Raw genomic sequence first — 17,666 nt, 5'->3', positions numbered from 1 at the left:
GACATGGGGAGGGCAGCCCCGACATGAACGACAGGGACGGCACCGACGGTACCGACGGCCTGAGCGACAAGCTGACCGACAGGGACGAGAAGAGCAGGGACAAGGACGGCAAGGAGCCGCTGCGGGTGGGAGTCGCCGTGCGCAAGCGGCGCCGCGCGCTGCACCTCACGCTGGCCGCCGTGTCGGCGCGCAGCGGCCTGTCGGTGCCCTTCCTGAGCCAGATAGAGAACGAGCGGGCCCGGCCCAGCATGCGGTCCCTGGAGCGGGTCGCGGACGCGCTGGAGACCACGGCCGTCGAACTGCTGGCCGCGTCCGACACCGCCCGCACGGTGGACCTCGTACGGGCCGGCGACGAGTCCGGGCTGGGACCGGTCCGGGGCGTACGGCCCCTCGTGCGCGGGCACCACCAGCTGCACGCGCTGGAGTTCACCGGGGACCAGGACGCCGGCCGCGAGTACCAGCACCGCAACGACGAGCTGATGTACGTGGTCGAGGGCGCCTGCCAGGTGGAGGCGGAGGGGCGGGCGTACCGGCTGGAGAGCGGCGACGCCCTGTTCCTGTCCGGTGGCGTGCGCCACCGCTGGCGGGCCGTCACCGAGGACACCCGGATCCTGGTGGTCGCGGTGGGCGAGCACATCCACGCCACCTCCGAGCCGCCTTCGCCCGGGCACTGAGCCGGTGCGCGTCGTCTCGCTGGTGCCCTCGCTGACGGAGGCGGTGGCCGTGAGCCGCCCCGGCCTGCTGGCCGGGGTCACGGACTGGTGCACGCACCCCGCGGACCTCGGGGACGCGGTGCGGATCGGGGGCACGAAGAACCCCGACGTACGGAGGATCGCGGAGCTGCGCCCCGACCTGGTGATCGCCAACGAGGAGGAGAACCGGGCCCCGGACCTCGCGGCGCTGCGGGCGGCCGGGCTGGAGGTGCTGGTCACCGAGGTACGGGACCTCCCGCAGGCGCTGCGGGAGCTGGACCGGGTGCTGGTGGGGGCGCTGGGGCTGACGAGGCCGGGGTGGCTGGCGGACGCGGAGCGTGCGTGGGCCCGGGCGGAGCCGGTCGGAGCGCTCACCGCGTTCGTTCCGATCTGGCGGCGGCCGTGGATGGTGCTGGGCCGGGACACCTTCGCGGGGGACCTGCTGGCGCGGCTCGGGGTCCGCAACGTGTACGCCGGGCACCCGGAGCGGTATCCCCGGGTGCCGGTGGAGGAACTGGCGGCCAGTGGCTGCGATCTGGTGGTGCTCCCCGACGAGCCGTACCGCTTCACGGCCGAGGACGGACCGGAGGCCTTCCCCGGTCTGCCGGCCGCCCTCGTCGACGGCCGGCACCTGACCTGGTACGGACCCTCGCTGGCCACGGCGCCGGCGGTGCTGGCGCAGGCCCTGCGGAGGGCTGGGCGGGGGGCTTAGGTCGTCTCTTTCGGATCTTTCCGGTTAAGCCCGCGCCGTCTGGTGCCGTGCATCGCAAGGCGGAGGGGCGCCCGTGTACTGGACGTACTTGGGTGCTCCGACAACGCGGCGAGGTGCGGTGCCAGGCGGCGCGGGTTAGGGAAGATCCGGAAGGGACGGCCTAGCGGGGCGCGGCGAGCAGGCGGCCGGTGAACAGGCCGCGCAGGGTGTGGGCGGCGGCCAGCAGCCAGGCGGTCAGCAGGGCGAGGAACAGCGCGGTGGCGAGCCAGGCGAAGGCGGTCAGGCCCGTGTGGTGGGCCAGGCCCGCGGCGCCGGTGACGCAGGTGCCGATGGGGAAGGTGAGGGCCCACCAGGTCATGGCGAAGCCCATGCCGTTGCGGGCGGCGCGGACCAGCATGGCCGCGGCGAGCGCCAGCCACAGCAGCGCGAAGCCCATCACGGGAACCCCGTAGACCACGGCGAAGGCGCTCAGCGCTCCGGCGTAGGGGGCGCCGATCGACCGGTGGGCGACGTCGGCGAGCTGGTTGACGGCGGTGGTGGACTGGCCGAGGGGGCCGAGGACCAGGAAGAGGGTGGGGGTCAGGACCAGGGGCAGGGGCCCGCCCACGATCAGCCGGCCGAAGATCAGGGGGAGCATCAGCAGGGTGGCGAGCAGGCTGATGCCGAACATGGCGTAGCAGGCGAGCAGCAGGGACTCGCGGGGCTGGCCGGCGGGCAGGTGGGGGACCAGCAGCGGGCCGAGGGCCGCGGAGACCATGGGGGCGACCAGGGGGAGCAGCCAGACGGGAGTGGCCTGGCGGGGCTCGACCTTGTGGCGCACCACCATCAGGTAGGGCACGGCCACGGCCATGACCAGGCCGATCGTGGTGCCGGCGGTGAAGAGGACGGCGTCCACGGCGACGGCCGCGCCGGTTCCGATGAGGTCCTTGCCGACGATGAGGGTGCCGCCGCCGACGGCCAGCAGCGCCATCGACAGACAGCCGTAGAAGGGGGCGACGGCGGGGTCGAGGAGGTGGGCGCGGGCCTGGTCGCGGTGGTGGATCCAGTGGCCGGCGCGGGCGGTGAGCAGGACGGCGAGGACGGCGGCGGACAGCGCCCATATGAGCTGGCAGGCCACGCGCTGCCCGGGCAGCTGGTACGGGAGGGTCGCGCCGGCGTTGGCGATGATCGCCGTGCCCATGACGGACGCGTACCAGTTGGGGCCGAGGTGCCGGAGCGCGGGAGCCTTGTGGGCGGCGGGCAGCCGGGAAATCGTGGTGCGGGGTCGCACGAGGGTGGTGGCCATGGGTCCAGCCTCGCGTCGGGGCGGACGGGGCGGCAGAGGCCATCCCTCTATGAGGCCATAAACTGATGTTATGGGTAATGAGGAGTGGGTTCCGCTGGCGCACCGGGTGCCGGACCTGGGCGCGCTGGAACTGCTGCTCGCGGTCGCGCGGGTCGGCAGCCTGAGCGGCGCGGCCCGGCGGCTGGGCATCACCCAGCCCGCGGCGAGCAGCCGCATCCGGGCGATGGAGACGCGGCTGGGCGTGGCCCTGGTGGACCGTTCCCCGCGCGGGTCGACGCTGACGGCCGAGGGCGCGCTGGTCACGGACTGGGCCCGGCGGGTGGTCGAGGCGGCGGAGGCCTTCGACGCGGGCGCGCAGGCCCTGCGGGGCCGACGGGACTCGCGGCTGCGGGTGGCGGCCAGCATGACGATCGCGGAGTACCTGCTGCCGGGGTGGCTGATCGCGCTGCGCGGGGAGCGGCCGGACACGGCGGTGTCGCTGCACGCCGGGAACTCGGCGGTCGTCGCCGAACGGGTCCTCACGCACGAGGCCGACCTCGGCTTCGTGGAGGGGCTGACGGTGCCGGACGGGCTGGACTCGGCGGTGATCGCACAGGACCGGCTGGTGGTTGCGGTGGCGCCGGGGCACGCGTGGGCGCGGCGCACGCGGGGGGTCGAGGCGGCGGAACTGGCGGCGATGCCGCTGATCCTGCGGGAGCGGGGATCGGGGACGCGGCAGGTGCTGGACGCTGCGCTGGCCGGGTGCGGGGGGCTGGCGGCGCCGCTGCTGGAACTGGCCTCGACCACTGCGGTGAAGGCGGCGGCGCTGAGCGGTGCGGGGCCGTGTGTCCTGTCGGAGCTGGCGGTGGGGGACGAGCTGGCGTCGCGGCGGCTGGTGGAGGTGCCGGTGTCGGGGGCGGGGCTCGGGCGGGCCCTGCGGGCGGTGTGGCCGGCCGGTTCCCGCCCGGCCGGCCCGGCCCGCGACCTGCTGTCGCTGACCAGGCGCCGCCCCTGAGCCGGGGGCCGGCCGGGTGCGGCGCCGTGCCGGGGCTCGGCCGTGGCCCGCGCCTCGAACGACGGCGGGGCTGGATTTGTGGGGAGGGTTATGCGACCGGGACCGACGCGCGGGCGTGGGCGGCGGAGACCAGGGACTCCATGACCCGGGTGTCCTTGTCCCGTTCCGGGTGCCACTGGACGCCCAGGATCCACCGCTCGGGGTCGGGGACCTCGATCGCCTCCACCGTGCCGTCCAGCGCGTGGGCCGAGACGACCAGGCCGCGGCCCAGGCGGTCGACGGCCTGGTGGTGGTAGGTCGGGACCTGTGCCTCCTCCGGGACCAGCTCCGCGTACCGGGTGCCCGGGACCGGGCGGACCGGGTGCCAGGAGGTGCCGCCCGGTGCGTCGACGTGGCCGTCGATGTGCTGGACCAGGGTGCCGCCCAGGGCCACGTTCAGCGCCTGCATGCCCCGGCAGATGCCGAGCACGGGGATGTCGGACTCGAGCGCCGCGGCGATCAGGGCCAGTTCCCAGTGGTCGCGGACCGTCGCGGGGGCCCCCGTACGGGGGTCGCGCGCGGCGCCGTAGTGGACCGGGTCCACGTCCGGGCCGCCCGCGACCACCAGGCCGTCCACCCGGCTCAGCACCTCCGCCGCCGACCCGGGTTCGTCCGGCGGGAGCAGCACGGCCGCGCCGCCCGCCGCCTGGACGAGTTCGTAGTACCCGGTCGGTACGAGGGACGTCGGGAGGTCCCACACGCCGTAGCGGGTGGACTCCTCGACGTAGGTGGTGATGCCGATGAGCGGCCTGGGCACGTTCTCTACCTCCATCAAGGGCAAGGGCAAGGGCAAGGGCAAGGGCAAGGGCAAGGGCAAGGCAAGGGCGAGTGCAGCAACAGGGTGTCAGTCGCGGGTCAGTTCCGCCTCGGCTTCCGCCAGTGCCGCGAACTCCTCTTCGGGGGCCGAGGCCACGAGGTGGTGCCGACTGTAGAACGCGAAGTAGGCGAGGGCGACGGCGTACACGGCCAGGGCGATGAAGGCCGCGTCCTTGTCCACCAGGAAGGTGGCGACGAGGGCGGACAGGGCGAGTACGAAGGCCACCGAGGAGGTCAGGATCCCGCCCGGGGTGCGGTACGGGCGCTCCAGGTCCGGCTCCCGGCGGCGCAGCACGATGTGCGAGAGGGCCATCAGGGCGTAGGAGATGGTCGCGCCGAACACCGCGATGTTCAGCATGCGCGCGCCGTTCCCGGTGGCGGCGGCCAGTGCGAAGCCGATCGCGCCGGGGATGACGAGGCCCAGGTACGGGGCCTTGCGCTTCGAGGTGAGCGAGAGGAAGCGGGGCAGGTAGCCGGCCCGGGAGAGGGCGAAGAGCTGGCGCGAGCCCGCGTAGATGAGGGAGAAGAAGGAGGCGACGAGTCCGGCCAGGCCCGCGTAGTTCACGAAGCGGCTGAGCGCGGTCGGGCCGCCGTCCCCCTCCAGGGCGACGACCAGCGGATTGCCGGCCGCCTTGACGGCGTCGGCGCCCTGGGCGCCGGTGGCGGCGAAGAAGGTGATGAGCGCCAGCAGGGCGAGGATGCCCATGGAGATGGCCAGGGCCTTCGGCATGGAGCGGACCGGGTCCTTCGCCTCCTCGGCCGCCAGCGGTACGCCTTCCACGCCGAGGAAGAACCACATGCCGAACGGGAACGCGGCCCAGATGCCGAGGACGCCCAGCGGCAGCCAGGAGTTCGAGCCGAAGGCGCTCGGGTCCACCGGGATGTCGTTGAGGCCGTCGGCGCTGAACTCGGTGAAGGCGCCCACGGCGAAGATGAGCAGCGCGGCGACGGCGATCGCGGTCACGACGAGGCTGAAGCGGAGGGCTTCGCCCACGCCCCAGAGGTGGACGCCGATGAAGATCACGAAGCAGCCGAGGTAGACCGGCCAGCTGGAGGTCAGGCCGAAGAGGCCGAGGGATTCGACGTAGTCGCCGATGAAGATGACGATCGCGGCCGGGGCCAGGATGTACTCGATGAGGATGGCGGTGCCGGTGAGGAAGCCGCCCCAGGGGCCGAGCGCACGGCGGGCGAAACCGTAGCCGCCGCCCGCCGTCGGCAGGATGGTGGACAGCTCCGCGAGGGAGAAGACCAGGCAGGCGTACATCGCTCCCATGAGGACGGTGGCGATGGCGAGGCCGCCGAAGCCGCCCTTGTCGAGGCCGACGTTCCAGCCGGAGAAGTCGCCGGAGACGACGTAGGCGACGCCGAGGCCGGTCAGGAGCAGCCAGCCGGCGCTGCCCCGGCGCAGTGTGCGGCGCTCCAGGTAGTCGTCCGTGCCTGCGCCGCCGCCCTCGGCGGACTTGGTGGGTGCGGGTACGGCTGTCAGCCGTGCCTCGATGTCGTCGGCCATCGTGCGCTCCTGCCTCAGGGCAATGGTTGTGGGGCGTACCTTTGCTCTAGTGGAGTGGAGAGCGCAAGACCTCTGCGTTAAACAGAAGTTACGAAAACCTCCCGGGCCCCCCGTTCCGGTTCCGCTCAGGCCAGGAATCCCCGCAGCAGCGCCGCCGTGCCGCAGCAGTGCTCGCGCATGGTCTCGCGCGCCCCGGGCGCATCCCGCGCAAGGACCGACTCCACCAGTGCGGTGTGCTGCTGCTGCGAGTGCTCCAGGTTGCGCACCAGCAGCGGGATGCAGTCCAGCAGGTCGTTCACGGTGGCGCGGACGGCCGCGTACTGGGCCGTGAGGGTGGCGGATCCGGCGAGCTCGCACAGGGTCAGGTGGAAGAGCGTGTCCTGGCGGCGGTATTCGGCGAGCGGGGCGTCGTGGGTGGCCCCCAGGGCGGCGAGCAGCCGTTCGGCGCCCTCCTCGGTCAGTCCCTGGGAGGCGCAGAGCCCGGCCGCCCCGACCTCCAGTACCTCGCGGAAGCGCAGTGCGTCCTCGATGTCCACCCCCGCGACGCGCCGGCGCAGCTCCTCCTCGGCGCCGCCCGCCGGGGTGTCGGGGCGGGGCAGTACGAACGTTCCGCCGTACCGCCCGCGCCGGGCCTCCACGAGGCCCTGGTCCTGCAGGACCTTCAGCACCTCGCGCAGGGTGACCCGGCTGATCCCCATCCGCTCGGCGAGCTCGCGCTCGGGCGGAAGCCGTTCGCCGCCCGGCACCAGACCCAGCCGGACCACCTGGAGGATCTGCTCCAGCGCCTCCTCGAATCCGTTGCCCGCCCGCACCTGCCGCAGTACGGGATTCAGCCGCGCGATCGCGTCGCCTTCACTCGCCGTATCGGTCATCTCGGCTCCTCCCCTTCCCAAGCAATGGTTCTATTCAATACCTTAGGCGCACTCGGCTCACCGAAGGAGAGATTCCCGTGGTAGACCGCACGCCGCCGCTCGCGCCCGAGGAGCTCCGCTCCCTCGTCGCCAGCGGCGAGATCGACACAGTGGTCCTGGCCTTCCCCGACATGCAGGGGCGGCTCCAGGGCAAGCGGTTCGCCGCACAGTTCTTCCTCGACGAGGTCCTCGAGCACGGCACCGAGGGCTGCAACTACCTTCTCGCCGTCGACACCGACATGAACACCGTCGACGGATACGAGATGTCCTCCTGGGACCGGGGCTACGGCGACTTCGCCATGCACCCCGATCTCGCCACCCTGCGCCGCATCCCCTGGAACCCCGGCAGCGCCTTCCTCCTCGCCGACCTCGCCTGGAACGACGGCTCGCCCGTCGTCGCCGCGCCCCGGCAGATCCTGCGCCGCCAGCTGGAGCGCCTCGCCGAGCACGGGTACACCGCGATGGTCGGCACCGAGCTGGAGTTCATGGTCTTCCAGGACACCTACGAGCAGGCCTGGAACGCCAACTACCGCGGACTGACCCCCGCCAACCAGTACAACATCGACTACTCCGTCCTCGGGACCGGCCGCATCGAACCCCTGCTGCGCCGCATCCGCAACGAGATGCAGGCCGCGGGCCTGATCGTCGAGTCGGCCAAGGGGGAGTGCAACCTCGGCCAGCACGAGATCGCCTTCCGCTACGACGAGGCGCTGACCACCTGCGACCAGCACTCCGTCTACAAGACCGGAGCCAAGGAGATCGCGTCCCAGGAAGGCGTCTCGCTCACCTTCATGGCGAAGTTCGACGAGCGCGAGGGCAACTCCTGTCACATCCACCTCTCGCTCGCCGACGCCGACGGACGCAACGCGATGGCCGGGGACGGACCAGGCGGAATGTCACCGGTGATGCGGCACTTCCTGGCCGGCCAGCTGGCCGCGCTGCGCGACTTCTCCCTTCTCTACGCCCCCAACATCAATTCGTACAAGCGTTTCCGGCCGGGATCCTTCGCGCCGACCGCCGTCGCCTGGGGCGTGGACAACCGGACCTGCGCGCTCCGAGTCGTCGGCCACGGCCGCTCCATGCGCTTCGAGAACCGCCTCCCCGGCGGCGACGTCAACCCGTACCTCGCCGTCTCCGGCCTCGTCGCGGCCGGGCTCTACGGCATCGAGAACCGGCTGGAGCTGCCCGAGGCATGCGGCGGCAACGCCTACACGGCCGACTACGCGCACGTGCCCGCCACCCTGCGCGAGGCCGCGGAGCTCTGGGAGAACAGCGAGATCGCCAAGGCGGCCTTCGGCCCCGAAGTGGTCGCCCACTACCGGAACATGGCCCGCGTGGAACTCGACGCGTACGACTCCGCGGTGACCGACTGGGAGCTGCGCCGCTCCTTCGAACGCCTGTAATCCGCCCCGCCGAACCACCGAAAGTCTGTGAGGCAACACGTGTCCGATGAGCTGGCCCCACTCACCCTGCGAGTGCTGAATCCGGCCACCGAGGAAACCGTCGCCATCGTCCCGGCCGCCACACGGGACGATGTCGACGCCGCCGTCGCCCGGGCCGCGACGGCCCAGCGCGCCTGGGCGGCGGCCGCCCCCGCCGACCGGGCCCGGCTGCTGCGCCGCTTCGCCGCGGTCGTCGACGGCCACATCGAGGAACTGGCGCAGCTGGAGGTCCGCGAAGCCGGCCACACCATCGGCAACGCCCGCTGGGAAGCCGGCAACGTACGCGACCTCCTCGAATTCGCCGCCGGGGGAGTGGAGCGGCTCTCAGGCCGCCAGATCCCCGTCGCCGGCGGCATCGACGTCACCTTCCTCGAACCCCTCGGCGTCATCGGCGTGATCGCCCCCTGGAACTTCCCCATGCCGATCGCCGCCTGGGGCCTGGCACCCGCCCTCGCCGCCGGCAACGCCGTCATCCTCAAACCCGCCGAGACCACCCCGCTGACCGCGCTGCGCCTCGCCGAACTCGCCCTCGAAGCCGGGATCCCCGAGCACCTCTTCCAGGTGCTCCCCGGCCACGGGGCGGTCGCGGGCGACGCGCTCGTCGAACACCCCGGCGTCGCCAAGATCGTCTTCACCGGTTCCACCCGTGTCGGCAAGCAGATCATGGCCAAGTGCGCCGACCGGGTGAAGCGCGTCACCCTCGAACTCGGCGGCAAGAGCCCCAACATCGTCTTCGCCGACGCCGACCTGGAGGCGGCCGCCGCCGCGGCGCCGATGGCCTTCCTCGACAACACCGGCCAGGACTGCTGCGCACGCACCCGGATCCTCGTACAGCGCTCCGTCTACGACCGCTTCCTGGAGCTCGTCGCCCCCGGCATCGCCGCGGTGGCCGTCGGTGACCCGCTCGACGAGAAGACGCAGATGGGCCCGCTGATCTCGCGGACCCAGCTGGACCGGGTACGGTCCTTCGTCACCGCCGACCTCACCGCGATCCGCGGCACCGCCCCCGAGGGCCCCGGCTTCTGGTACCCGCCGACCCTCGTCACGGACGTCGCCCCCACCGCGCCCGTGGCCGCCGAGGAGGTCTTCGGCCCGGTCGCCGTCGTCCTGCCCTTCGAGGACGAGGAGGACGCCGTACGCCTGGCCAACGCGACCGAGTACGGGCTCTCCGGCTCCCTCTGGACCCGCGACATCGGCCGCGCCCTGCGCGTCTCGCGCGCCGTCGCCGCGGGGAACCTGTCCGTCAACTCCCACAGCAGCGTCCGCTACTGGACCCCCTTCGGCGGCTACAAGCAGTCCGGCCTCGGCCGCGAGCTCGGACCCGACGCCCTCACCGCTTTCACCGAGACCAAGAACGTCTTCATCAGCACGGAGGCCTGAAGAACATGACCAGCCAGACCCCTGAAGAGATCGTCTGCCGCCGCCTGGTCGGCCGTACCGCCGTCATCACCGGAGCCGGCAGCGGCATCGGCCTCGCCACCGCCCGCCGCCTCGCGTCCGAGGGCGCCAACATCGTCTGCGGCGACATCGACGAGACGGCCGGCAAGGCCGCCGCCGAGGAGGTCGGCGGCACCTACGTGAAGGTCGATGTCACCGACAAGGAGCAGGTCGACGCCCTGTTCAAGACGGCCTTCGACACCTACGGCTCCGTCGACATCGCCTTCAACAACGCGGGCATCTCGCCGCCGGACGACGATTCCATCCTCACCACCGAGCTCGACGCCTGGCGGCGCGTCCAGGACGTCAACCTCACCTCCGTCTACCTCTGCTGCAAGGCCGCCCTGCCCTACATGCAGCGCCAGGGCCGCGGCTCCATCATCAACACGGCCTCCTTCGTCGCCATCATGGGCGCCGCGACCTCCCAGATCTCCTACACCGCCTCCAAGGGCGGCGTCCTGGCCATGTCCCGCGAGCTCGGCGTGCAGTTCGCCCGCGAGGGCATCCGCGTCAACGCCCTGTGCCCGGGGCCGGTCAACACCCCGCTGCTCCAGGAGCTGTTCGCGAAGGACCCCGAGCGCGCCGCCCGCCGCCTCGTGCACATCCCGCTGGGCCGCTTCGCCGAGCCCACCGAGATCGCCGCCGCCGTCGCCTTCCTCGCCAGCGACGACTCCTCCTTCATCAACGCCACCGACTTCCTCGTCGACGGCGGCATCTCCGGCGCGTACGTCACCCCGCTGTAGACCACCCCGCCGCAGACCACCCCCCGTTCCGAGCCGGCCGGGCGCCCCGCGGCGCCCGGCCGCCGCGTGCCCGAACCCCGAGGAGCAGCATGCGCAGAAACAGAACCGCCACCCTCGCCCTCGTGGCGGCCGCCGGCTCCGGACTCCTGCTGGCCCCGCCCGCCGAGGCGGACCAGAGCCACTGCCGCCCGGTGACGGTCGGCTCCGGCTGGTACGGGGACAACCCAGGCCCGCCTCCAGGAACTGATCGACCGGTACGGCAGCTGCAACCCGTACCGGCCGAACCGCGCCAGGCCCGTCGCCGTCTTCGACTGGGACAACACCGTCGTCAAGAACGACGTCGGCGACGCCACCATGTTCTGGCTGCTGCGCAACGGGAAGATCCGCCGCCCCGCCGACTGGGCCGCCACCAGCCGCCACCTGACCCCCGCCGGGGCCGCGGCCCTCGCCGGCGCCTGCGACGCACTCGCCCGCCCCGGCGCCCCGCTGCCCACCGGGACCCCCACCGGCGCCGGCTGCGCGGACGAGATCAACGCCGTCTACGGGACCGCCGCCACCCGCACCGGTGCCGCCGCCTTCGCCGGCTGGGACCGCCGCACCACCGAACCCTCGTACGCCTGGCTGCCCCAGCTGATGCAGGGCTGGACCGCCCGCGAGATCCGCGGCTTCGCCGCCGCCGCCCGCGCCGAGAACCTGGCCGCGCCCGTCGGCGCCGTGCAGCAGGTCGGCAGCGGCACCGCCACCGGCTGGGTGCGCTACTACGACCAGCAGAAGGACCTGATCGGAGCGCTGCAGAAGTCCGGCTTCGACGTCTGGATCAGCTCGGCCTCGCCCCAGCCGGTCGTCGAGGTGTGGGCCGAGGGCGTCGGCATCGGCGCGGACCACGTGATCGGCATCCGCAACACCACCGCCCACGGCGGGAAGTTCACCTCCCACCTGCAGGGCTGCGGATCCGTCCGGGACGGCGCCGACACGGTGATCACCTACATCGACGGCAAGCGCTGCTGGATCAACAAGGAGATCTTCGGCGTGCGCGGCGCGGCCGCCGAGAAGGTCCGGCCCGCCGCCCGCCGCCAGGTGTTCGCCGCCGGCGACTCCGACACCGACATCTCCTTCCTGCGCGACGCCACCGCCCTGCGGCTCGTCGTCAACCGCAACAAGAACGAGCTGATGTGCCGGGCGTACGACAACAGCGACGGCCGGTGGATCGTCAACCCCATGTTCATCGGGCCCAAGCCGCAGAAGACCGGCCCCTACCCGTGTGCGACGACGGGCTACGTCGACCACGACGGCACCAGGGGACCGGTCCTGCGCGCAGACACCAGCGTCATACCGGACCAGACGGACTCGGTCTTCCAGGCCCCGGCCCTCTAGAGGAAGGTGCGGCCCTCACCCCGGTAGGTCGGGGCGGTGGCCGTCACCCGGTCGCCCTCCACCAGGTGCAGCGTGTCGAAGCGCTCGCACAGTTCGCCCGCCTTCGCGTGCCGGAACCAGACCCGGTCGCCGATCAGCAGATCGTCGGCCGGGCCGCCCAGCAGCGGGGTCTGCACCTCGCCGGCCCCCTCCTGGGGGTCGTAGCTCAGCCCCTGCGGCAGGTACGGCACCGGCAGCCGGTCGGCGCCGGCCGCGCCCGAGGCCGGGTAGCCGCCCCCGAGCACCGTCACCACGCCCACACCGGGCCTGCGCACCACCGGCTGGGCGAACAGCGCCGCCGGACGCCCGCTGAAGGAGGTGTAGTTGTCGAAGAGCCGCGGCAGGTACAGCCCCGACCCGGCCGCCACCTCCGTCACCGCGTCCTCGGCGGCGGTCTGCTGCACGCTGCCGGTCCCGCCGCCGTTGACGAACTCCAGGTCCGGTACGACCTCCCGCACGGCCCGCACCACCTCGGCCCGCCGCGCCGCGAGCTCCCTGCGGGCCGCGGCCTGCATCAGCCGGATGGCCCGGGAGCGCAGCGGGCGGCCGGCCAGCGCGTCCCCGACCCCGGCGACGTGGCCCTCGTACGCCATCAGGCCCACCACCCGGAACCCCGGCCGGGCGGCGACCGTACGGGCCAGCGCGGCCAGCTCCGCCGGCTCGCGCAGCGGGGACCGGCGGGCCCCGACCCGCACCCGGCCGCCGAACAACTGCAGGGCGGTGTCCAGTTCCAGACAGACGCGGATCTCCTCGGCGCCCCCGTCACGGGCCCCGTCCATCAGCTCCAGCTGCGCGGGATCGTCCACCATCACCGTGACGGCGCCGGCCAGCTTGGCGTCGTTCGCCAGCTCGCCGAAACCGGCCCGGTCGGCGGAGGGATACGCGAGGAGCACGTCCTCGAACCCGGACCGGGCCAGCCACAGCGACTCGGCCAGGGTGTACGACATGATCCCGGCGAACCCGGGCCGGGCCAGCACGCGTTCGAGCAGCGCACGGCAGCGGACCGACTTGCTGGCGACCCGGACCGGCTTCCCGCCGGCCCGGCGCACGAGGTCGTCGGCATTGGCGTCGAAGGCTTCGAGATCCACGAGGGCCAGCGGCGCGTCCAGGTGCGCGGTCGCCCGGTCGTACCGGGCGCGGTCGGCGGCGGGGGAGTTCATGGGCGGCAGCTTGCCAGAGGTCTCTACCGGTGGGTAGGGGTCGGCGGCGCCCGGAGACGCGGACACCGGCCCCGCGGAGCCCCGCCGGGGACCCCGTAGAGTACGGGCAGGCAGCCGTACGGAACGGGGGGCGGAGCCGCCGGATGACCACGACGACACCGCGGACCACGATCCCGGGCGAGCCCGACCCGTGGTCCCAGCCGCCCCGGCCCGCGCACACCCCGCCGCGCCGCCACCCCGCACGCGTCCTCGCCACTGCGCTCTGCCTCCTGCTCGGCGGCGGCCTCGTCGGCGGCGCCGCCGTCACCACCTGGGTGGAACACCGCGCCGCGAACCGCCCGTTGCCCGCCGACGCCGCCTACCGCAAGGCCGAGTCCCTGTGGCGGTCCGCGCCCGTGGACGACCTCCTGCCGCCCGTCGTCACCGGCCCCGCGGCCGGCCCCGGCGGATCCGACCGGACCTGGACCCGCATCGCGCTCGCCCCCGACGCCGACTGCGCGTCCGGCCTCGCTGCCGACTGGCAGCGCCTGCTGGCCGCCACCGGCTGTACCCGCGTGCTCCGCGCCACCTACACCGACGCCACCCGCAGCTCCCTGATCACCGTCGGCCTGGTCTTCACCCCCGCCGACGCCCCCGCGATGACCGCCCTCACCGGGCGGATCACCGCCCCGCCCGCGTACGGGTTCACCGACGGGCAGCGCGCCGCATGGGCCGCGTCCGTGCTCGACGAGGCCCCCGTCGTCGTCTACGCCGTCTCCGCCTTCGCCGACGGCCGCCCCCTGGACGCGCCCCGCCCCGCCGAGGACCTGATGAAGAAGGACGCCACCGGAGCCGCCGCCCGGGCCGGACTCGGCCACGAGGCCAAGGCGGTCGCCGACCGCATCGGCCACACCGTGGCGTTCCTCGCCGCCCCGCCCGTCACGCCCGCCCCGAAGGCCCGCCGATGACCCCGCACCGGGCGCTCGGGCAGGCAGCCGCCGCCCTGACCGCCGCCGCCCTCCTCACGGCTGCCTCCGCCTTTCCGGCCGCCGCCGACACCATCCGGGACCGGCAGTGGGGCCTGCTCGCGCTGCGCGCCGAGGAGGCCTGGGGCACCACCCGCGGCGACGGCGTGACCGTCGCCGTCCTCGACACCGGGGTCGACGACTCCCACCCCGACCTCGCGGGGCAGGTCCTCGAAGGCACGGACCTCATCGGCATGGGCGCCGGCCGCGGCGACCGCTCGTGGGCCCGCCACGGAACCGCCATGGCGAGCATCATCGCCGGGCACGGCCACGGCCCCAGCCGCGGCCAGGGCGTCCTCGGGATCGCCCCGCAGGCACGGATCCTGCCGGTCCGGGTGATCCTCGAAGAGGGCGACCCGGGCCGCGGAAAGGCCCGCGACAGCAAGGGCGGCGCCCTCGCCGAGGGCATCCGCTGGGCCGCCGACCACGGCGCCGACGTGATCAACCTGTCCCTCGGCGACGACAGCGACTCCGCCCACCACGAGGCGGGCGAGGACGAGGCCGTCCAGTACGCGCTCGCCAAGGGCGTGGTCGTCGTCGCCTCCGCCGGCAACGGCGGCGAAACGGGCGACCGCGTGTCCTACCCGGCCGCCTACCCGGGGGTGATCGCCGTCACCGCCGTCGACCGCCGCGGCAAGAAGGCCAAGTTCTCCACCCGCAACTGGTACGCCACCGTCAGCGCCCCCGGCGTCGACGTGGTCATCGCCGACCCCGACCGCTCGTACTACGAGGGCTGGGGCACCAGCGCCGCCGCGGCCTTCGTCTCCGGCGCCGCGGCCCTCGTCAAGGCCGCGCACCCGGACCTGTCCCCGGCCCAGATCAAGAAGCTGCTGGAGGACACCGCCTCCGACTCCCCGGCCGGCGGCCGCGACGACTCCCGCGGCCACGGGACGGTGGACCCCGCCGCCGCCCTCCAGGTCGCGGAGGCGATGCAGCCCGAGGCCGCGGTCCCCGCGCCCGCCGCGGCCGAAGGCCCGTACTTCGGCCCCGGCCCCGAGCCGGTCCGCCCGCCCGAGCGGAGCGCCCGCCTCGGTGCCCCGGCGGCCGCGGTCGCGGGGGCGGTGCTGTTCGTACTGGCCGCCGTACTGGGCCGGCGCCCGCGGCGGGGCACCCGGGGCCGCCAGCCCCTCACCGCGCCGTCGCACCCGGCACAGTAGGGTCGGGTAACTGTGGCGAACATGGCGAACAAGAACATTCCCGACCCGGGCTTCTCCGACGACGACGGCTCGGCCGATCCCCGGCTGACCGCGGCCCTGGCCGCCTGGTCCGAGGACCGGGCCAGGGAGCCCGAGGTGCTGGCCGCCCTCAAGGGCGCACGGCTGCTGGTCCCCGTCGTCGCCGTCCTCGGTGAGGTGGAGACCGACCCGGAGACGGGGCTGAAGCGCGAGAAGACCAGCGACATGGCCGTCCCGACCCTGCGGGCGGGCGACCGGCGGGCCCTTCCCGCCTTCACCTCGACCGCCTCGCTCGCCCTCTGGGACCCGGCAGCCCGCCCGGTGGCGGTCCCGCTGCACCAGGCCCTGGCCGCCGCCGCCCACGAGAAGGCCGACACCGTGGTCCTGGACCTGGCCGGGCCCGTCACCTACCAGCTGACCGGGCCCGCGCTGCTCGCCCTCGCCGAGGGCCGTACGGACGCGGGCCCGCTGGCCGACCCCGCCGTACGGGAGGCCGTACGGGCCGCCGTGTCCGCGGAGCCGGCCGTGCTCCGCGCCCACCTCGGCCCGGGCGGCGCGGACGCCGACGGCACCCTCGCGATCGTGCTGGCCGGCGGGGCGCAGGCGCCCGCGGCGGCCCGCCGCGTCGCCGAGGCCCTGGCGGCGGACACCACCCTGCGGGCCCGGCTGGTGCGCGGGCTGAACCTGGCGCTGCTGCCGCCGGACGCGCCGGCTCCGCCCGGCGAACCGCTCTTCACCCGCTGACCGCATATACGAAGAGGAGAGGCGGGTCACACGGGAATCCCGTGTGACCCGCCTCTCCTCCAGGTATGTGCGCCCGATGCGCGCGATCAGGCGAAGACGGGACCCGTGAACTTCTCGCCCGGACCCTGGCCCGGCTCGTCCGGGACGATCGACGCCTCGCGGAAGGCCAGCTGGAGCGACTTCAGGCCGTCCCGCAGCGGGGCGGCGTGGAAGGAGCTGATCTCGGTGGCGCTCGCGGTGACCAGGCCGGCCAGGGCCGTGATCAGCTTGCGGGCCTCGTCGAGGTCCTTGTGCTCGGAGTCCGGCTTGTCCAGGCCCAGGTTGACGGCCGCGGCGCTCAGCAGGTGCACGGCCACCGTGGTGATCACCTCGACGGCGGGCACGTCCGCGATGTCGCGGGTCATGGCGTCGTAGTCGGGGGCGCCGTCGGCAGCGGGTTCGGTGGAGGGTGTCGCGTCAGTCATGAACCCCACGATATGCCGTGCGGCGGGCTTGCAACGCGGGTGCTAGTATGTACTTCGACCGGCCGGACACTTCTGTGCCCGGCCCACAAGTGGAGGCTCCGTTTCTCCCACCTGACCGTCCTCCGGGACGGCGGGTCACCGGTCAGGTGGCATCCATCGTTCCGTACGGACGATGGAAAGCTGCCCGAGTCTACGCCCCGCGGTTCGCACGCGACGGTGTTCCGGTTGTATTGGAGCCCCTGCCTGTGCCCGGCGGGGCTTTTTTGATTTCCCGCTGTGGTCGGTCTGACGGAAATACACGTCAGCGGCTGTCTGCCAGGCAGTCGTGTGGTGCTACCGAGGAGGATCCATCAGCACCGAGCCCCGCATCAACGACCGGATTCGCGTTCCCGAGGTACGGCTTGTCGGTCCCAGCGGCGAGCAGGTCGGCATCGTGCCGCTTGCCAAGGCGCTTGAGCTCGCGCAGGAGTACGACCTCGACCTGGTCGAGGTCGCGGCGTCCGCACGCCCGCCGGTCTGCAAGCTCATGGACTACGGCAAGTTCAAGTACGAGTCGGCCATGAAGGCCCGTGAGGCGCGCAAGAACCAGGCGCACACGGTCATCAAGGAAATGAAGCTCCGGCCGAAGATCGACCCGCACGACTATGACACCAAGAAGGGTCACGTCGTTCGGTTCCTCAAGCAGGGCGACAAGGTCAAGATCACGATCATGTTCCGTGGTCGCGAGCAGTCCCGGCCGGAACTCGGCTACCGACTGCTGCAGCGTCTCGCTTCGGACGTCGAGGACCTCGGGTTCATCGAGTCGAACCCGAAGCAGGACGGCCGAAACATGATCATGGTCCTCGGTCCGCACAAGAAGAAGACCGAGGCGATGGCCGAAGCCCGCGAGGCGCAGGCCGCCCGCAAGGCCGAGCGCCAGGGTGTCGCCCACACCGACGACGAGGCTCCTTCCGAGGAAGCCGCCGTCGAGGTCGAGGACACCACCGAGGTCGCCTCCGCCGACGTCACCGAGGCCCCCGCCGACGGGACGAACGCCGAGGCCTGATCCCGAGACAGCCCGTCTCGGATCACCGACACAACATGACGCTCCCATCAGCCGGTCCCGCAACGGACCGGTGGGAGCGC

Annotated in this window: 17 protein-coding genes; 11 read left to right on the top strand and 6 right to left on the bottom strand. The window is 73.2% G+C overall.

The window, feature by feature from the left end; genetic code table 11:
* Positions 1–125 precede the first annotated feature (125 nt).
* Together OG472_RS12035 and OG472_RS12030 are read left to right on the top strand one after the other, a co-directional pair.
* Entirely contained in the window at positions 126–674 is a 549-nt protein-coding gene (locus OG472_RS12035; protein ID WP_327419152.1) for an XRE family transcriptional regulator, read from the top strand.
* 4 nt (positions 675–678) lie between these two features.
* Positions 679–1,404 (top strand): helical backbone metal receptor, encoded by a 726-nt coding sequence (locus OG472_RS12030; protein ID WP_405829398.1) that lies wholly within the window; start codon positions 679–681, stop codon positions 1,402–1,404.
* A 160-nt stretch (positions 1,405–1,564) separates the two neighbouring features.
* Here the strand turns inward: OG472_RS12030 and OG472_RS12025 are convergent, their stop codons facing one another.
* On the bottom strand, positions 1,565–2,689 hold the full coding sequence (locus OG472_RS12025; RefSeq protein WP_405829396.1) for a TDT family transporter: 1,125 nt from the start codon (positions 2,687–2,689) through the stop codon (positions 1,565–1,567).
* Positions 2,690–2,759: 70 nt separating this feature from the next.
* Here OG472_RS12025 and OG472_RS12020 point away from each other — a divergent pair, with 70 nt between their 5' ends.
* Positions 2,760–3,683: a LysR family transcriptional regulator gene (locus tag OG472_RS12020; RefSeq protein WP_401609202.1), complete on the top strand. Its 924-nt coding sequence runs from the start codon at positions 2,760–2,762 to the stop codon at positions 3,681–3,683.
* Between the two features lie 88 nt (positions 3,684–3,771).
* On the opposite strand, the gene OG472_RS12015 is transcribed toward OG472_RS12020, so the two are convergent.
* The 3 genes from OG472_RS12015 to OG472_RS12005 form a co-directional block, all read right to left on the bottom strand.
* Positions 3,772–4,479, bottom strand: coding sequence for a gamma-glutamyl-gamma-aminobutyrate hydrolase family protein (locus OG472_RS12015; protein WP_405941400.1), 708 nt, complete (start codon positions 4,477–4,479; stop codon positions 3,772–3,774).
* A gap of 87 nt (positions 4,480–4,566) precedes the next feature.
* Entirely contained in the window at positions 4,567–6,048 is a 1,482-nt protein-coding gene (eat, locus tag OG472_RS12010) for an ethanolamine permease (protein WP_383573041.1), read from the bottom strand.
* 125 nt (positions 6,049–6,173) lie between these two features.
* Positions 6,174–6,920 carry a FadR/GntR family transcriptional regulator gene (locus tag OG472_RS12005; protein ID WP_401609207.1) on the bottom strand — a complete coding sequence of 249 codons (747 nt, stop codon included), beginning with the start codon at positions 6,918–6,920 and terminating at the stop codon, positions 6,174–6,176.
* A 77-nt stretch (positions 6,921–6,997) separates the two neighbouring features.
* Here OG472_RS12005 and OG472_RS12000 point away from each other — a divergent pair, with 77 nt between their 5' ends.
* From OG472_RS12000 to OG472_RS11985, 4 genes are all read left to right on the top strand, one after another.
* Complete coding sequence (locus OG472_RS12000) at positions 6,998–8,362, top strand: glutamine synthetase family protein (protein WP_401609210.1); 1,365 nt, start codon at positions 6,998–7,000, stop codon at positions 8,360–8,362.
* A gap of 39 nt (positions 8,363–8,401) precedes the next feature.
* Positions 8,402–9,781, top strand: coding sequence for an aldehyde dehydrogenase family protein (locus tag OG472_RS11995; protein WP_401609212.1), 1,380 nt, complete (start codon positions 8,402–8,404; stop codon positions 9,779–9,781).
* Positions 9,782–9,786: 5 nt separating this feature from the next.
* Positions 9,787–10,581, top strand: a complete 795-nt coding sequence (locus tag OG472_RS11990) for a 3-oxoacyl-ACP reductase (RefSeq protein WP_362811616.1) — start codon at positions 9,787–9,789, stop codon at positions 10,579–10,581.
* 354 nt (positions 10,582–10,935) lie between these two features.
* On the top strand, positions 10,936–11,955 hold the full coding sequence (locus OG472_RS11985; RefSeq protein ID WP_405941399.1) for a haloacid dehalogenase-like hydrolase: 1,020 nt from the start codon (positions 10,936–10,938) through the stop codon (positions 11,953–11,955).
* Here OG472_RS11985 and OG472_RS11980 read toward each other — a convergent pair.
* Positions 11,952–13,154: an amino acid deaminase/aldolase gene (locus OG472_RS11980; RefSeq protein ID WP_401609217.1), complete on the bottom strand. Its 1,203-nt coding sequence runs from the start codon at positions 13,152–13,154 to the stop codon at positions 11,952–11,954. The two genes, OG472_RS11985 and OG472_RS11980, sit on opposite strands and share 4 nt — an antisense overlap.
* Positions 13,155–13,297: 143 nt before the next feature.
* On the opposite strand from OG472_RS11980, the gene OG472_RS11975 reads away from it, so the two are divergent.
* The 3 genes from OG472_RS11975 to OG472_RS11965 are packed head-to-tail and all read left to right on the top strand — an operon-like array spanning position 13,298 to position 16,077.
* Positions 13,298–14,101, top strand: coding sequence for a hypothetical protein (locus OG472_RS11975; RefSeq protein WP_401609220.1), 804 nt, complete (start codon positions 13,298–13,300; stop codon positions 14,099–14,101).
* Positions 14,098–15,315 carry a type VII secretion-associated serine protease mycosin gene (gene mycP / locus OG472_RS11970; protein WP_405829387.1) on the top strand — a complete coding sequence of 406 codons (1,218 nt, stop codon included), beginning with the start codon at positions 14,098–14,100 and terminating at the stop codon, positions 15,313–15,315. The genes OG472_RS11975 and mycP overlap by 4 nt, the downstream gene beginning before the upstream one ends.
* Positions 15,316–15,336: 21 nt before the next feature.
* The gene (locus tag OG472_RS11965) at positions 15,337–16,077 is read left to right on the top strand and encodes an SseB family protein (RefSeq protein WP_401609225.1); all 741 of its coding nucleotides are present in this window, start codon (positions 15,337–15,339) and stop codon (positions 16,075–16,077) included.
* An 86-nt stretch (positions 16,078–16,163) separates the two neighbouring features.
* Here OG472_RS11965 and OG472_RS11960 read toward each other — a convergent pair whose 3' ends face one another.
* Positions 16,164–16,541, bottom strand: a complete 378-nt coding sequence (locus OG472_RS11960; RefSeq protein ID WP_319730233.1) for a DUF1844 domain-containing protein — start codon at positions 16,539–16,541, stop codon at positions 16,164–16,166.
* 325 nt (positions 16,542–16,866) lie between these two features.
* Between OG472_RS11960 and infC the strand changes: the two genes are divergently transcribed.
* Positions 16,867–17,586: a translation initiation factor IF-3 gene (infC, locus tag OG472_RS11955; protein ID WP_383573014.1), complete on the top strand. Its 720-nt coding sequence runs from the start codon at positions 16,867–16,869 to the stop codon at positions 17,584–17,586.
* The last annotated feature ends 80 nt before the right edge of the window (positions 17,587–17,666 follow it).

The sequence above is a fragment of the Streptomyces sp. NBC_00207 genome (assembly GCF_045160965.1).
GTDB lineage: Bacteria > Actinomycetota > Actinomycetes > Streptomycetales > Streptomycetaceae > Streptomyces.
This window is presented reverse-complemented; position numbering and strand designations above follow the sequence as displayed.

Bases quoted from the DNA above. Each gene is read 5' to 3' on its own strand.
- OG472_RS12005 (WP_401609207.1), bottom strand. From the start codon at position 6,920: ATGACCGATACGGCGAGTGAAGGCGACGCGATCGCGCGGCTGAATCCC.
- eat (WP_383573041.1), bottom strand. From the start codon at position 6,048: ATGGCCGACGACATCGAGGCACGGCTGACAGCCGTACCCGCACCCACC.
- OG472_RS11965 (WP_401609225.1), top strand. From the start codon at position 15,337: ATGGCGAACAAGAACATTCCCGACCCGGGCTTCTCCGACGACGACGGC.
- OG472_RS11980 (WP_401609217.1), bottom strand. From the start codon at position 13,154: ATGAACTCCCCCGCCGCCGACCGCGCCCGGTACGACCGGGCGACCGCG.
- mycP (WP_405829387.1), top strand. From the start codon at position 14,098: ATGACCCCGCACCGGGCGCTCGGGCAGGCAGCCGCCGCCCTGACCGCC.
- OG472_RS11985 (WP_405941399.1), top strand. From the start codon at position 10,936: ATGTTCTGGCTGCTGCGCAACGGGAAGATCCGCCGCCCCGCCGACTGG.
- OG472_RS11990 (WP_362811616.1), top strand. From the start codon at position 9,787: ATGACCAGCCAGACCCCTGAAGAGATCGTCTGCCGCCGCCTGGTCGGC.
- OG472_RS11960 (WP_319730233.1), bottom strand. From the start codon at position 16,541: ATGACTGACGCGACACCCTCCACCGAACCCGCTGCCGACGGCGCCCCC.
- OG472_RS12020 (WP_401609202.1), top strand. From the start codon at position 2,760: ATGGGTAATGAGGAGTGGGTTCCGCTGGCGCACCGGGTGCCGGACCTG.
- OG472_RS12025 (WP_405829396.1), bottom strand. From the start codon at position 2,689: ATGGCCACCACCCTCGTGCGACCCCGCACCACGATTTCCCGGCTGCCC.
- OG472_RS11975 (WP_401609220.1), top strand. From the start codon at position 13,298: ATGACCACGACGACACCGCGGACCACGATCCCGGGCGAGCCCGACCCG.